Here is a 13,673-nt window from a genome sequence, read left to right on the forward strand (position 1 = left end):
CGGGTCGCCGGCTCACCTGCCGGCTGACGCGTGGTCCTCCGCCTCAATCCCTGAGGAGGCCCGGATCCTCGGGCGAGAGCGTGCTCAGGATGCGGTTGAGGTCGTGGACCGACGCGAACTCCACGGTGAGGCGGCCCTTGCTCCGCCCGAGCGCGATCTTCACGCGTGTCTCGAACCGGTCCGAGAGCCGCGACGCCAGGTCGTCGAGCGCGGCGTTGCGCTCACCGGCTCGCGGTCGCCGTACGGCCGCCACGGCCGGCTCGGCGTCCCCGCCGAGGGACACGATCTCCTCCGTCGCGCGCACCGACAACCCCTCCGCCACGATGCGCTGCGCGAGCCGTTCGATCGCGGCACCGTCCGCGAGCCCGAGCAGGGCGCGGGCGTGTCCGGCAGAGAGCACACCCGCGGCGAGCCTGCGCTGGACCAGCGGCGGCAGCCGAAGAAGCCGCAGGGTGTTCGAGATCTGCGGTCGGGAGCGGAAGACGCGGGCGGCGAGCTCCTCGTGCGTGCAGCCGAAGTCGTCGAGGAGCTGCTGGTACGCAGCCGCTTCCTCGAGCGGGTTCAACTGGCTCCGGTGCAGGTTCTCGAGCAGCGCATCCCGCAGGAGATCGCTGTCGTCGGTCTCCCGCACGATGGCCGGGATCGTCGTGAGCCCGGCCTTCTGCGTCGCCCGCCACCGCCGTTCGCCCATGATGAGCTCGTACTCGGCGATGCCCCCGTCGTCGTCGTCGGCGACCGGCCGGACCACGACCGGCTGGAGCACGCCGATCTCGCTGATGGACTCGACCAGCTCTGCCATCGCGTCCTCGTCGAAAACCGTGCGCGGCTGACGGGGGTTCGGCCGGATCGAGCCGACGGGGAGCTCCGCGAAGCGCGCGCCCGGGACGGGCAACAGGCCGGTGATCGGCTCGTCGGTCCGCTCCGCCGACTCTGCCGACGATCCGTCGGGCGCGGCGGCGCTCCGGTGATCACCCCACCCGTTCCCGGCGGGCTTCCCCGTGGTCACCGTGGCGGCAACGCCGCTCCCGGTCGCCCAAGACCCTCCGTTCGAGCTGGCGTCAGCAGCGTCCCCGCCTGCTTCTTCCCTGTCGACGCCGGCCGGCCGGGCAGGGGGTGTCGACAGGATCGTGTCGGTCGACTGCTCGGTGCTGCCGCCGTCGGCGTCGGAGACCGCGCCGTCGCCCGGGGCAACGGCACCCGCGTCCGGGTTCACGGGGTCACTCCCCTGCGTCCCGGTCGACAGCTGTGCGTCCGACACCGGAGCGTCTGCCACCCGAGCGTCTGTCACCGCCGCGTCCGTGACCGCCGCGTCCACCGACGGCGCGTCTGCCGGCGGGAAGAACACGTCGACCGGTCGGCGCGCATCCGTCCCGGTGGGGATCAGTGCGCCCAGCCCACGTCCGAGGCCGCGCCGCCTGTCGCTCATCTGTTCTCCTCCGTGCTGCTGTTGCGTGGGAAGTCGTGCCCGACGTTCGCATGGCTCTCTTCGTGGCCGTCGACACGGTATCCGCCGCCGGAGTGGGCGACCGGACTCGGCTGGCTCTCGTGGGCGCCGGCGGTCGCCTGGCCGTCATGAGCACCGTGAGGGTCGTGGAGCTCCGTGCCCTCAGCGGCCTCCTTGGACGCCGTCTCCCCGTCGGCACGCCCGGCCGCGCCGGAACCCCTCCCGTCGGGACCGGTCGTGTCAGGACCAGCCGGGCCGGAACCGGCCGTGTGGGAACCGGTCGCACCAGAGCCCGCCGTGTAGGAACCAGCCATGCCGGAACCAGCCATGCCGGAACCAGCCGTGCCGGAGCCAGTCGTGCCCGCGCCCCGCTCGGCGATCTCACGGGCGGCCTCCAGGTACGCCAGCGCGCCGCTCGAGCTCGCGTCGTGCGTCATGACTGTCTGGCCGAAGCTCGGTGCCTCGGAGATGCGCACCGAGCGAGGAACCGTCGTGCGGAGCGTGAGCTCGGGGAAGTGTTCGCGCACCTCGCCCACGACCTGTTGCGCGAGGTTTGTTCGACCGTCGAACATCGTCAGAAGAATCGTCGAGACGTGAAGCCCGGGATTGAGGTGCGCCTGGATGAGCTGGATCGTCTTGAGGAGCTGGCTCAACCCTTCGAGCGCGTAGTACTCGCACTGGATCGGGATCAGCACCTCGCGCGCCACCACGAAGGCGTTCACGGTGAGCAGCCCGAGGCTGGGCGGACAGTCGACGAAGACGTAGTCGATGCGCTCCTCGCCACGAGTGGAGCGTTCCTCCAGGTAGGCGTCGAGCGCATGGCGGAGCCGTGTTTCACGTGCAACCAGCGACACGAGCTCGATCTCGGCGCCTGAGAGGTCGATCGTCGCCGGAACGCACAGTAGCCGCGGGATGTCGGGGCACTGTTGAACCGCCTCGCCGAGTGGCGCGCCTTCGACGAGCACCTCGTAGATCGACGGGGTCCCGGAGCGGTGATCGATGCCGAGCGCCGTCGAGGCGTTCCCCTGCGGGTCGTTGTCGATCACGAGGACGTTCAGCCCGGCCTGCGCGAGCGCCGCAGCCAGGTTGACCGCAGTCGTGGTCTTGCCGACGCCACCCTTCTGGTTTGCCACCGTCAAGATTCGCGTCTCCGCGGGTTTCGGGAAGCGTCGCCCGCGCAGCTCGATCCGGCGGCGCGAGTCGAGGGCGAGCTGGGCCAGTAGCGGGGAGTCCGACTCGCCGACCTCCGGGAGGCTCCTGACCAGCGCGGCCCGACGCTCCTCGTCGGAGTCCTCGCGCGCAGAGGGCATCGGGGCGGCCATGGAGGCGCTCATCGCTCCTGTTCCACGTGAAACACCGGCGTCATCCGGACCGCTCCCGTCATGGCTCTCCTCGATCACCCAAAGCTCCTGTCAATACTGCTCATCGTGACGCGCGTGCGGTGGGACGCCGCCCGGCACGTCTGTTTGCCGTCGTCATACGAGAGCCGCACTCGTCGCCCGCACCGCCCGTCGCCGCGCCCGTGGTACTCGCCCGGCCGGCGGATCGACCCGCAGACGTCCCGTCGACCACGGCACACTGCATGCCGCGGTGGTCGCGGCCGGCTCAACCCCGCACAGTCTCTCGCACGACGCGCACCACCGTGGTCGCGTCCACACCGTCGATGGTCCGTGCGTCGTGCACCTCGGCGGTGTCGGCCCCGAACTTTCTGAGCACCTTGCGGGCGTTCGCGACCTCGTCTTGTGCCTGTCGGCCCTTGAGTGCGACCAGCACGCCGCCCCGGACCAGCAGCGGGAGCGTCCACCGCGCCAGCCGGTCCATCGGGGCGACCGCCCTCGCGGTGATGGCCTCCGCTTCCAGCTCCCCACGCACCTCCTCGGCGCGGGCGCGCCGTACCGTCACGTTGTCGAGCACGAGGGTGGCCACGACCTCGTCGAGCCACTCGCACCGACGCTCCATGGGCTCCAGGAGCGTGACGTGGACGCCCGGAAGCATCGTGGCGAGGACGACGCCGGGTAGTCCCGCGCCCGAGCCGACATCGATGAGCCGGCCGCTGGTCGGGAGGAACTGCGCCACGGCGGCCGAGTTGAGGAGGTGCCGCTCCCAGAGTCTCGACAGCTCGCGGGGGCCCACGAGCCCGCGGAGCACTCCCTGATCGACCAGCAGGCGCCGGAAGTGCTCGACCGGCTCATACGCCGCCCCGAGGTAGCTGCTCACCCGGGGATCGCCGCTCAGCGGATCCGTGGCGTCGATCGGATTCCCGTCGGCCCTCGGCCCAGGCGCCGTCCGTGGAGCTTCCGCCTCGGCGCGCGCCGAATGCGGAGCGTCGGCCTGCTCGTCATCCATGTCGAATCTCCTCCTCCAAGCCACTCTCGCGGGCGCGGCGCCCTAACGTGAGGCACCTCTGTGTCCCGTCGTCCCCCGGTCGGGCCACGCCGGCGTCGGGAGCGCGGGTGTTCCACGTGAAACGACCGACCCTCTCACGCGACTCTGCCGGACGTTCGCGGGTGCCCGCGGCGATCGGTCGTCGAGCCGGCACCGGCGAGCGGCCAGACCTGGTGTTCCACGTGAAACACGACAGCACCCGCCGGATCGCCGTGTTGTTCCACGTGAAACAAGGAGCCATCACGCGTGCGCGCGACGGAGGTTTGGCACCCACGCGAGCACCTCGTCAGAGTGCACCTCCGCGAGGGACCGAACACGACTCCGCGTTCGCGACCTGACCACAAGAGGCGTGTCGACCGAGGCGTGTCAACCGAGGCGTGTCGACCAAGGCGCGGCGCCCTCCGAGCAGCTTCCTCCAGTGCCCTCCGACTCAGTGCCCTCCACCCACAGGTGCCCTCCAGCGCCGTACTGAGTCCGCGAGGTGCTGGTCCACCTCCGGCCTCCGAGCGGGCGCGGCCGCAGCCTCAGGGCTCGAGAGCGATCACGCCTGCCGCACCACGACGTGCCGGGCGGGCTCGACGCCCTCGGAGTCGCTGACGAGCCCCGCCTCGGCAACCGCGTCGTGCACGACCTTTCGCTCGAAGGGGTTCATCGGCTCCAGCGCGAGCGGCTGCCCGCTGCTCCGGACCTTGTCGATGGCCTCGGCGGCGACCTTGACCAACTCCGCGCGTCGACCCGCGCGATATCCGGCGACGTCGAGCATCAGCCGGCTCCGGTCTCCCGTCTTCGCCTGGACCGCCAGCCTGGTGAGCTCCTGGAGCGCATCCAGCACCTCGCCGTCCGTACCCGCGAGCCGACGCAGCGACCGAACGGCGTCCGGCTCGCCGACGATCTCGACGGCCGCGCGTCCGTGGTCGACGTCGATCTCGATGTCTCCGTCGAGGTCGACGATGTCCAGAAGTTCTTCGAGGTAGTCGGCGGCGATCTCACCCTCTTCCTCGAGGCGTTTGGTCGCTACGGGCTCGACCGTGTTCTCTTGATCAACCTGTCTGGTCATGACGGCTCCTCATCACGCACGGGTAGGTCGGCCTCGCCGACGAAGGTCACTTCCTGGGCTTCCGGGTCGACGTCGTCGACGGCTTGGCCTGGTCGGCATCCGTCGCCGAAGGCGCGGGGGTGCCGGCACCAGGAGCGCCCGCGGCGTCGCTGCCCGGCCCAGCAGCACCAGGCGCAGCACCTGCGGAGGGGGTGGTCGTCGATTCCCCCGGATCCGATCGAGGGGCGGGGCGACGCTTCGATCCACTGCCGGCGTCGCGCTTCGATCCGCCCCCGGCGTCGCGCTTCCCACGGCCCCCGGCCGCGGAGCTCGCGCCACTCGCACCGCCGCCCACGGAACCCGACGTCCCTTCGGCAGCACCGGGATGACCCGCACCGGTTCCGCCGGACGAAGTCCCGCCACCCTGTGGCCCGCCACTTTGCGCCCCGCCAGGCTGTGCCCCACCAGCCTGTGGCGGCTTCGTCTTCGCCCGCTGCTTGCGCACCGGCTGCTGGCGCTGCCCCTTCGGTTGCGGCGCCTCGATGACGAGGCTTCCGGTGCCGGCGTCCGGGTTCTCCCCCCGGGCGCGCGCCTTGCGCTCCTTGCGCTCCTTCATGATGCGCTCGGCCTCGGAACCTGGCGCCGGCATGCGACGGATCGTGTAGAACTGCTGGCCCATCGACCAGATGTTGGTGGTTGTCCAGTAGAGGAGCACACCGATCGGGAAGTTGACTCCCGAGAAGGCGAAGATCAGCGGCAGCACGTAGAGAAGCACCTTCTGCTGCTGGGCCATCGGGCCCTGAAGGGCAGCCGGCGGCATGTTCTTCATGGTCAGCTGGCGCTGGGTGAGGAAGGTCGTGGCAGACATCGCGATGATGAGCAGCACGGTCACGATGCGCGTGCTGCCGGCAGCGCCCCCCTCGGCCGCTGCCTGCATGAACGTCGACGAGAGGGGCGCGCCGAGAATCGTGGAGCGCTCCGCCTGCGCCGCGACCTCGCGTCCGATCGGCCCGATCGCCGGCTGCGTACCCGCACCGATCTCGTCGAGAGAGTTCAGCACCCGGAACAGCGCGAAGAAGATCGGTGACTGCGCGAGGATCGGCAGGCAGGACGCGAACGGGTTGGTCCCGTGCCTCCGGTAGAGCTCCATCGTCTCGCGGCTCATGGCCTCGCGGGACGCCGGATCCGTCTTGCCCTTGTACTTCTTCTGGATCGCCTGCATCTCCGGCGCCAGCAGTTGCATCCCACGCGACGCGCGGATCTGCTTGAAGAACAGCGGGATCAGCAAGATACGGATCACGATGACGAGCCCGACGATCGACAGGCCCCACGCCGCGCCCGACGCCGGGTCCAGCCCCAGCGCGGTCAGCGCCGAGTGAGCCAGGTACATGATCCAGGCCACGACCCACTCGATCGGAGCGAGGATCTTGAAGAAGTCCATCGGTGCTGTTCCCTCGTCAGTCAGAAGGTCGTGTGGCCCGCGTGGGCTCGGTGGTCGAAGAGTTCGGTGTCAAGCGGTTCGGCGGGCGAGAGGCTGAGTAGTCCGAGGCTGAGTGGTCCCGGTGCGCGTGCTCGCGGGGTGGCGGGACGTCGTCGACCCCGCCAGGGTTCCATGGATTGCACCGGAGCAACCGCCACGCCGCCAGCCGTCCGCCTCGAAGGACGCCGTGACGCTGTACCGCCACCACCGCGTACTGGGAGCACGAGGGGTAGAACCGGCAGGTCGGACCGTAGAGCGGCGAGACGAGTCGCTGGTAGAGGCGTAGCGCGGCCACCACGGCCCGCGCGGGCAGAGAACTCATGGGATGAATCACCGGCACCGACGACGGCACGATGGGATCACTGACCCGGTCGTGCATCGGAGGTCTCCGCGCCGTGCACATCGGCCGCGCCCGCCGCACACCCCGGCACGTGTCGGGTGCTCCGACCTGTCCTTGCGAGCCGGCGTCGCGCCGTTGCGAACGCTCCTTCGAAGTCTCGCGCGAGCTCCGCGGAGCCTGCCTCCCCGGATCCCGGGAGAGCACGAACGACCAGCCGCCCACCGCTGGGCAGCTGGTCGATGCGATGACTCACCACGGCACGCAACCTCCGCTTGACGCGATTCCGCACGACGGCGTTCCCCACGGCCTTCGACACCACGAGGCCCACCAGCGGGGTACCGCCCTCGACCGGGTCGTCCGCGACGTGGACGACCAGCGAGCCCCTCCCGCCACGTGCACCACGACGCACCGCGCGCTCGAAGTCGGCGGCGCGACGCATCCGGTGCCGAGCGGGAAGCACCCGCGCGGATCAGGCGGAGAGCTCGGCGCGCCCCTTGCGGCGACGACCCGCGAGGATCGCCCGACCCGCACGGGTACGCATGCGCAGACGGAAACCGTGGGTCTTCGCCCGGCGCCGGTTGTTCGGCTGGAACGTCCGCTTGCTCACGACATCTCTCCAAGGACTTCGGGAAGGCACCGGCCACGAGCGGACGATGCGGGTCTGCTGCCTTCCTCGACGGCTCGGTGCTCTCACCGGGCACCCTGCGCTCTCGTGACACCCTCGGTGGCACGGCACAGGAGCCGTCGACAACGGCTGGGCCACGTTACGCTGCCCCTTCGGCTCGGTCAAACCATCCCGCGCGTGACCCGCTCCGATCGCCTGTCACACCCGCAGGTGATGACGAGTCACAGGTTGTGGACAACTATGTGGATCAGTATCGGCGTGGGAGACTTCCCCGCGGGCCAGCGATCACAGGACGTACCAGTCGGTCGCCGGCGGGAGCGATCACCGGCAGCGAAGGAACCACGTGTCAGGACAGGACGAGCGCGTGCACGGGGTCTGGGAACGGGCGGTCGCGGAGATCGAGCAGAGCCCCGACGTGACGCCCCGGCAGCTCGCGTTCGTGAAGCTCGCGACGCCGCTCGGGCTCCTCGACGACACCTTCCTCCTCGCCGTCGGGAACGACCTCACCAAGGACTACCTCGAGTCGCGCGTCAGGACGGAGGTGACCGAGGCGCTGTCCCGGGCCCTCGGCCGCGAGGCGCGGTTCGCCATCACGGTGGACGCCGAACTCGAGACGACCACCGACCCGACGGCAGCCACGACGCTGCGCATCGTGCCGTCGACGGCGCCCCCGCTCGCCGCCGACTCGGTCGACTTCACCGACGACGGCTACACCGACGAGCCGCTCCAGCCGGCGTACACGGGTCAGCGGACGAACCACGCCAAGAGGCCCGCCGGCGAGCCGGCCAGGCTCAATCCCAAGTACCTCTTCGAGACCTTCGTCATCGGCGCGTCGAACCGGTTCGCGCACGCCGCTGCGGTCGCCGTCGCCGAGGCACCTGCCAAGGCCTACAACCCGCTGTTCATCTACGGCGACTCGGGGCTCGGCAAGACGCACCTGCTGCACGCGATCGGGCACTACGCCCACAACCTCTATCCCGGGGTCCGCGTGCGGTACGTGAACTCGGAGGAGTTCACCAACGACTTCATCAACTCCATCCGCGACGACAAGGCAGGCGCGTTCCAGCGCCGCTACCGGGACGTGGACGTCCTCCTGGTCGACGACATCCAGTTCCTGCAGGGCAAGGAACAGACGATGGAGGAGTTCTTCCACACGTTCAACACCCTGCACAACGCCAACAAGCAGGTCGTGATCACGTCCGACCTGCCCCCCAAGCAGCTGAATGGCTTCGAGGACCGGATGCGCTCCCGCTTCGAGTGGGGCCTCATCACCGACGTCCAGCCCCCGGACCTCGAGACCCGCATCGCCATCCTCCGCAAGAAGGCGGGGAACGAGCGGCTCAAGGCGCCCGACGACGTCCTCGAGTACATCGCCTCGAAGATCTCGACGAACATCCGCGAGCTCGAGGGCGCCCTGATCCGGGTCACCGCGTTCGCGAACCTCAACCGGCAGCAGGTCGACAAGTCGCTCGCGGAGATCGTCCTCAAGGACCTGATCACCGACGAGAACGCCGAGGAGATCACCGCCGCGACGGTGATCGGGCAGACGGCTGCGTATTTCGGCCTCTCGATCGAGGACCTGTGCGGAGCGTCGCGCTCACGCGTCCTGGTGACAGCTCGCCAGATCGCGATGTACCTGTGCCGCGAGCTCACCGACATGTCGCTGCCGAAGATCGGCCAGGCGTTCGGGAATCGCGACCACACGACCGTCATGCACGCCAATCGCAAGATTCGCGAGCAGATGGCGGAACGCCGCTCGACCTACAACCAGGTCACCGAGCTCACCAGCCGGATCAAGCAGCAGCGCCGCGGCTGACCGCACCCCGGACCGGTCACCCGCGGACGGTCAGCGTGAATTCCCCCGCCTTCCGTTGGCAGAAGATCGACGGCGAACCAATGTGCACACCTGTGCATATCTCTGTGGATGGCGGTGGACGACGCGCTCGACCGGTGTGGACGGCGAATGACAGATCCGTGGACGCGAGATGACGTCCGGCGCCGCGTCCACCGGACGACCTGGTCGTCCACGCCGACGTCCCACCTTCGGTCCACACCGCCCATGGCGTCCTGACCTGCTCCCGGACGCGTCCTCCACAAGGTGCACAGAGGCGATGACCACGATGAACCAGTTCTTCCCCGGGGATCCACAACGCCTTCATGGGGACGAGCGGCCCGTCCCGTCAGGGCAGCTCGAGCACCTACCCCGGCCTCGGCCGTCTGCGTCCCCCGACTCCTGCGATCCTCGGTTCCGACACCCAACAGCACTCGCGTAGTGTTCGCTCGAGCCGCCGACGACAGCGGGCGCAGTCATGCGGGCGAGAGGGTGTGGGATGAAGTTCCGGGTCGAGCGCGATGTCCTGGCCGATGCCGTCACGTGGATCGCGCGATCGCTGCCCACGCGGCCACCCGTCCCCGTCCTGGCGGGAGTCCGGATCGAGGCCGACGCGAGCGGCGTCCTCCACCTCTCGAGCTTCGACTACGAGGTCTCGGCCCGCTCGGAGATCGCCGCGGAGGTCAGCGAGCCGGGCGTCGTCCTCGTCTCGGGCCGCCTGCTCGCCGAGATCTCCCGTGCGCTGCCTGCCAAGCCGGTCGACGTCGTCCTGGACGGCACCAAGGTCACGGTCACGTGCGGCGCCAGCCGGTTCACCCTCCTGACCATGCCGGTCGAGGACTACCCCGCCCTGCCGGCCATGCCGGCGATCAGCGGCACGGTCGACGGCGACCAGCTGACGCAGGCCGTCGCGCAGGTCACGGTCGCCGCGAGCCGTGACGACACGCTGCCGCTGCTCACGGGCGTCCGGATGGAGATCGAGGGCGAGCGGATCACGCTCCTCGCGACCGACCGCTACCGCCTCGCTCTCCGTGAGCTCACCTGGCACCCGTCCTCGCCGGACATCTCGAACGTCGCGCTCGTGCGCGCTCGCACGCTGTCCGACGCCGCGAAGTCCCTCGGCAGCTCCGCCCAGGTGAACGTCGCCCTCGCGACGGGCACCGGCGTCGACCTCATCGGCTTCGAGGCGGGCGGCCGCCACACGACGTCCCTCCTGGTCGACGGCGACTACCCCGCCGTCCGCCGGCTGTTCCCGGACGAGACGCCGATCCACGCGGTGGTCGGCACCCAGGTCCTGTCCGACGCCGCCAAGCGGGTCGCGCTCGTCGCGGAGCGCAACACCCCGATCCGGTTGTCGTTCTCCGAGAGCCAGGTCGTGCTCGACGCAGGTCAGGGCGACGACGCCCAGGCGTCCGAGGCGCTCGAGGCGTCGCTGGTCGGCGACGACATCTCTGTCGCGTTCAACCCGCAGTTCCTGCTCGACGGCCTCGGGGCGCTCACCACCGACTTCGTCCGGCTCTCCTTCACCCACCCGAACAAGCCGGTCGAGTTCACCGGGCAGGCCTCGCTCGAGGGTGATGACATCAAGGAGTACAGGTACCTCCTGGTGCCGATCCGCTTCGCGAGCTGAGAGAGGGCGGCGTCATGCACCTCGGTCTGGTGGGACTCGGAAAGATGGGCGCGAACATGCGCGAGCGGCTGCGCCGCGCGGGCATCGACGTCACGGGCTACGACCGGAACCGCGAGGTCACCGACGTCGCGTCGCTCGAGACGCTGGTCGCCGCGCTCCCCGAGGGCCGGCGGTTCGTCTGGGTCATGGTCCCGTCGGGTGGACCGACACGAGCGACGGTCGAGGAGCTCGGCGCGCTCCTCAGCCCCGGCGACGTCGTGATCGAGGGCGGCAACTCGCACTACAAGGACGACGTCGAGCACGCGGCGTCGCTCGCGGAGCGCGGGATCGGCTACCTCGACGTCGGCGTCTCGGGCGGCGTCTGGGGGCTCGAGAACGGCTACGGCCTCATGGTCGGCGGTGACCCCGAGCTCGTCGAGGCCGCCCTGCCGATCTTCGACGCCCTCCGTCCCGAGGGTCCGCGCGAGGAGGGCTTCGTCCACGCGGGCGCCGTCGGCGCAGGTCACTACGCCAAGATGGTCCACAACGGCATCGAGTACGGGCTCATGCAGGCCTACGGCGAGGGCTTCGAGCTGCTCATGGCCAAGGACATCGTCACCGACGTGCCGGGCACGCTCAAGGCGTGGACTCGCGGCACCGTCGTGCGGTCGTGGCTGCTCGACCTGCTGGTCAAGGCCCTCGAGTCAGACCCGCAGCTGGGCTCGATCGACGACTGGGTCGAGGACTCGGGCGAGGGTCGGTGGACCGTCGACGAGGCGATCGACGCGGCGGTGCCGCTGCCGGTCATCTCGGCGGCGCTCTTCGCCAGGTTCGCGTCGCGGCAGGAGCCGTCGCCCGCGATGCAGGCGGTCGCTGCGCTCCGGCAGCAGTTCGGCGGTCACGCGGTGCGCCAGGGCGGGGTGGTGCCACCGCCGGCGGGCACGGGCGAGCCGCCCACCGGCTCAGCCGGGTGACGACACCCGCCGTGGCTCTCCACCGCGCGACCGGGACAGGCCCGCGTCACGCATCTCGCCTCGACCCCGGACCATCGTGTACGTCTCTCACCTCTCCCTGACCGACTACCGGTCGTACGCCGGCGTCGACCTGGAGCTCGAACCGGGCGTGACCGCGCTGGTCGGTCCCAACGGCCAGGGCAAAACCAACCTCGTCGAGGCGCTCGGGTACGTCGCCACCCTCGGCAGCCACCGCGTGCCGTCGGACGCCGCGCTCATCCGCGCCGGTGCGTCGCGCGCCGTCGTGCGGGCCCGGGTCGTGCGTGACGAGCGGGCGAGCGTCGTCGAGATCGAGATCACGGCAGGCAAGGCGAACCGGGCGCGCGTCAACCGCTCGCCCGTGCCGCGCGTCCGCGACGTGCTCGGGATCCTGCGGACCGTGCTGTTCGCCCCGGAGGACCTCGCGCTCGTCAAGGGTGACCCCGAGGGCCGTCGTCGCTTCCTCGATGAGCTCGCCGTGCTGGTCACCCCTCGGATGGCGGGCGTCCTGGGCGACTACGACCGCGTGCTGCGGCAGCGCAGCGCCCTGCTCAAGTCGGCCGGTGCCGCGATGCGCGGGTCGCGCGGCGGCGCGGACCTGCGGACGCTCGACATCTGGGACGCGAAGCTCGCCGAGGCCGGCGCGCAGATCATCGCGGCGCGGCTGGCCCTGATCGGCGTGCTGCACCCGCACGTGGCCGCGGCGTACGAGCAGGTCAGCGCGGGTCAGGGGGTCGCGCACCTCAGCTACCGGTCCTCGCTCGAGTCCTCCCTCGGGCCCGACGACGTCGCGCGCCTGGGAGCGGCCGTCCTCGTCGACGCGGGGGCGGCCCCCGGGCACGACGGCGCGCGGACGGCGGGCCAGGCTGCGGCGTCGTCGGGCGCCGGCGACCGCCGCGTGAGCGCCGACCTGATCGAGGCACAGCTCATGGAGGCGATGGGAAGGCTGCGCAGCAAGGAGATCGAGCGCGGGGTGTGCCTCGTCGGGCCGCACCGCGACGACCTCGTGCTCGAGCTCGGCGGGCTGCCCGCCAAGGGGTACGCGAGCCACGGGGAGTCGTGGTCGTTCGCGCTCGCGCTGCGGCTCGCGTCGTACCGGTTGCTGACGCAGGCGGACGGGCCGGAGTGGGTGACGGACTGGGGGGCCGACGGCGAGCCGGTGCTCGTGCTCGACGACGTGTTCGCGGAGCTCGACACCCGGCGGCGCGACCGGCTCGCGGAGCTGGTGTCGGGCGCGGGCCAGGTGCTGGTGACCGCGGCCGTCGCGAGCGACGTGCCGGAGCAGCTCGAGGGGGCACGGATCGACGTCATGGAGGGGCGGGTCACGCGTGTCCTCTGACGCGGCGCCACGTGACACGGCACCAGGTGACGCGGCGCCAGGTGCCGGACCGGGTGAGGACCTGCCGATCGGCCGTCGGGTCGAGCTCACCCCGGCCGGCGAGGTCGCGCGCGCGGCGCTCAATCGGGCGCGTGCCGCGGCGTCAGCCCGGGGTCTTCGGCCAGGTCAGGAGGCCAGGCGACGCAGCCCCCTCGAGGCCCCGCTCCGCGGGTCGCCCGGCAAGGACGGCCGTGACCCGAGGCTCGTGGTGGACACGCTCGCCGCCCTGCTGCGGGAGCGCGGCTGGACCGACGAGGTCGCGGTGGGGGGCGTCATCGGCCGCTGGCGTGACGTCGTCGGCGACGAGGTGGCCGACCACTGCACGCCGGAGACGTTCGAGGACGGCGTGCTGGTGGTCCGCGCGGACTCGACCAGCTGGGCGACGAACCTCCGGATCCTCGTGCCCCAGCTCCTGCGGCGGTTGGGCGACGACGTCGGCGAGGACGTCGTGCGCGAGGTGAAGGTGCTGGGACCCGCGGGACCGGGGTTCAAGCGTGGGCCGCGCTCCGTCCCCGGGCGGGGGCCCAGAGACACCTGGGGATGACGCCCGTCG

The 13,673-nt window shown here is 70.8% G+C and carries 13 protein-coding genes; 5 read left to right on the forward strand and 8 right to left on the reverse strand.

The window, feature by feature from the left end:
- Positions 1 to 43: 43 nt before the first annotated feature.
- The 8 genes from HIR71_RS09385 to rpmH all read right to left on the reverse strand — a co-directional run bounded on the left by HIR71_RS09385 (position 44) and on the right by rpmH (position 7,292).
- The gene (locus HIR71_RS09385) at positions 44 to 1,426 is read right to left on the reverse strand and encodes a ParB/RepB/Spo0J family partition protein (protein ID WP_169324804.1); all 1,383 of its coding nucleotides are present in this window, start codon (positions 1,424 to 1,426) and stop codon (positions 44 to 46) included.
- Positions 1,423 to 2,778 (reverse strand): AAA family ATPase, encoded by a 1,356-nt coding sequence (locus HIR71_RS09390; RefSeq protein ID WP_396031317.1) that lies wholly within the window; start codon positions 2,776 to 2,778, stop codon positions 1,423 to 1,425. Before HIR71_RS09390 ends, HIR71_RS09385 begins: the two co-directional genes overlap by 4 nt.
- A gap of 271 nt (positions 2,779 to 3,049) precedes the next feature.
- Positions 3,050 to 3,790 carry a 16S rRNA (guanine(527)-N(7))-methyltransferase RsmG gene (rsmG, locus tag HIR71_RS09395; RefSeq protein WP_169324805.1) on the reverse strand — a complete coding sequence of 247 codons (741 nt, stop codon included), beginning with the start codon at positions 3,788 to 3,790 and terminating at the stop codon, positions 3,050 to 3,052.
- Positions 3,791 to 4,370: 580 nt separating this feature from the next.
- Positions 4,371 to 4,886 (reverse strand): Jag family protein, encoded by a 516-nt coding sequence (locus tag HIR71_RS09400; protein ID WP_169324806.1) that lies wholly within the window; start codon positions 4,884 to 4,886, stop codon positions 4,371 to 4,373.
- Positions 4,887 to 4,932: 46 nt separating this feature from the next.
- On the reverse strand, positions 4,933 to 6,306 hold the full coding sequence (gene yidC / locus HIR71_RS09405; protein WP_169324807.1) for a membrane protein insertase YidC: 1,374 nt from the start codon (positions 6,304 to 6,306) through the stop codon (positions 4,933 to 4,935).
- Between the two features lie 16 nt (positions 6,307 to 6,322).
- The gene (gene yidD / locus HIR71_RS09410; protein WP_311836197.1) at positions 6,323 to 6,748 is read right to left on the reverse strand and encodes a membrane protein insertion efficiency factor YidD; all 426 of its coding nucleotides are present in this window, start codon (positions 6,746 to 6,748) and stop codon (positions 6,323 to 6,325) included.
- Entirely contained in the window at positions 6,705 to 7,145 is a 441-nt protein-coding gene (gene rnpA, locus HIR71_RS09415; protein ID WP_169324808.1) for a ribonuclease P protein component, read from the reverse strand. The genes yidD and rnpA overlap by 44 nt, the downstream gene beginning before the upstream one ends.
- Positions 7,146 to 7,154: 9 nt before the next feature.
- Positions 7,155 to 7,292 carry a 50S ribosomal protein L34 gene (rpmH, locus tag HIR71_RS09420; protein ID WP_028051105.1) on the reverse strand — a complete coding sequence of 46 codons (138 nt, stop codon included), beginning with the start codon at positions 7,290 to 7,292 and terminating at the stop codon, positions 7,155 to 7,157.
- Between the two features lie 361 nt (positions 7,293 to 7,653).
- Between rpmH and dnaA the strand changes: the two genes are divergently transcribed.
- The 5 genes from dnaA (at position 7,654) to HIR71_RS09445 (ending at position 13,664) form a co-directional block, all read left to right on the forward strand.
- On the forward strand, positions 7,654 to 9,126 hold the full coding sequence (gene dnaA / locus HIR71_RS09425) for a chromosomal replication initiator protein DnaA (protein ID WP_169324809.1): 1,473 nt from the start codon (positions 7,654 to 7,656) through the stop codon (positions 9,124 to 9,126).
- A 514-nt stretch (positions 9,127 to 9,640) separates the two neighbouring features.
- Positions 9,641 to 10,771: a DNA polymerase III subunit beta gene (gene dnaN / locus HIR71_RS09430; RefSeq protein ID WP_169324810.1), complete on the forward strand. Its 1,131-nt coding sequence runs from the start codon at positions 9,641 to 9,643 to the stop codon at positions 10,769 to 10,771.
- A gap of 14 nt (positions 10,772 to 10,785) precedes the next feature.
- Positions 10,786 to 11,724, forward strand: a complete 939-nt coding sequence (gnd, locus tag HIR71_RS09435; protein WP_169324811.1) for a phosphogluconate dehydrogenase (NAD(+)-dependent, decarboxylating) — start codon at positions 10,786 to 10,788, stop codon at positions 11,722 to 11,724.
- A gap of 76 nt (positions 11,725 to 11,800) precedes the next feature.
- Positions 11,801 to 13,081, forward strand: a complete 1,281-nt coding sequence (recF, locus tag HIR71_RS09440) for a DNA replication/repair protein RecF (protein ID WP_169324812.1) — start codon at positions 11,801 to 11,803, stop codon at positions 13,079 to 13,081.
- Positions 13,071 to 13,664 carry a DciA family protein gene (locus HIR71_RS09445; RefSeq protein ID WP_169324813.1) on the forward strand — a complete coding sequence of 198 codons (594 nt, stop codon included), beginning with the start codon at positions 13,071 to 13,073 and terminating at the stop codon, positions 13,662 to 13,664. Before recF ends, HIR71_RS09445 begins: the two co-directional genes overlap by 11 nt.
- The last annotated feature ends 9 nt before the right edge of the window (positions 13,665 to 13,673 follow it).

It is taken from the genome of Cellulomonas fimi (genome assembly GCF_012952065.1).
Taxonomy (GTDB): domain Bacteria; phylum Actinomycetota; class Actinomycetes; order Actinomycetales; family Cellulomonadaceae; genus Pengzhenrongella; species Pengzhenrongella fimi_A.

Excerpts from the sequence above, each read along its gene's own strand:
- dnaN (WP_169324810.1), top strand. The coding sequence starts at position 9,641 with ATGAAGTTCCGGGTCGAGCGCGATGTCCTGGCCGATGCCGTCACGTGG.
- gnd (WP_169324811.1), top strand. The coding sequence starts at position 10,786 with ATGCACCTCGGTCTGGTGGGACTCGGAAAGATGGGCGCGAACATGCGC.
- rsmG (WP_169324805.1), bottom strand. The coding sequence starts at position 3,790 with ATGGATGACGAGCAGGCCGACGCTCCGCATTCGGCGCGCGCCGAGGCG.
- HIR71_RS09390 (WP_396031317.1), bottom strand. The coding sequence starts at position 2,778 with ATGAGCGCCTCCATGGCCGCCCCGATGCCCTCTGCGCGCGAGGACTCC.
- HIR71_RS09400 (WP_169324806.1), bottom strand. The coding sequence starts at position 4,886 with ATGACCAGACAGGTTGATCAAGAGAACACGGTCGAGCCCGTAGCGACC.
- HIR71_RS09385 (WP_169324804.1), bottom strand. The coding sequence starts at position 1,426 with ATGAGCGACAGGCGGCGCGGCCTCGGACGTGGGCTGGGCGCACTGATC.
- yidC (WP_169324807.1), bottom strand. The coding sequence starts at position 6,306 with ATGGACTTCTTCAAGATCCTCGCTCCGATCGAGTGGGTCGTGGCCTGG.
- yidD (WP_311836197.1), bottom strand. The coding sequence starts at position 6,748 with ATGTGCACGGCGCGGAGACCTCCGATGCACGACCGGGTCAGTGATCCC.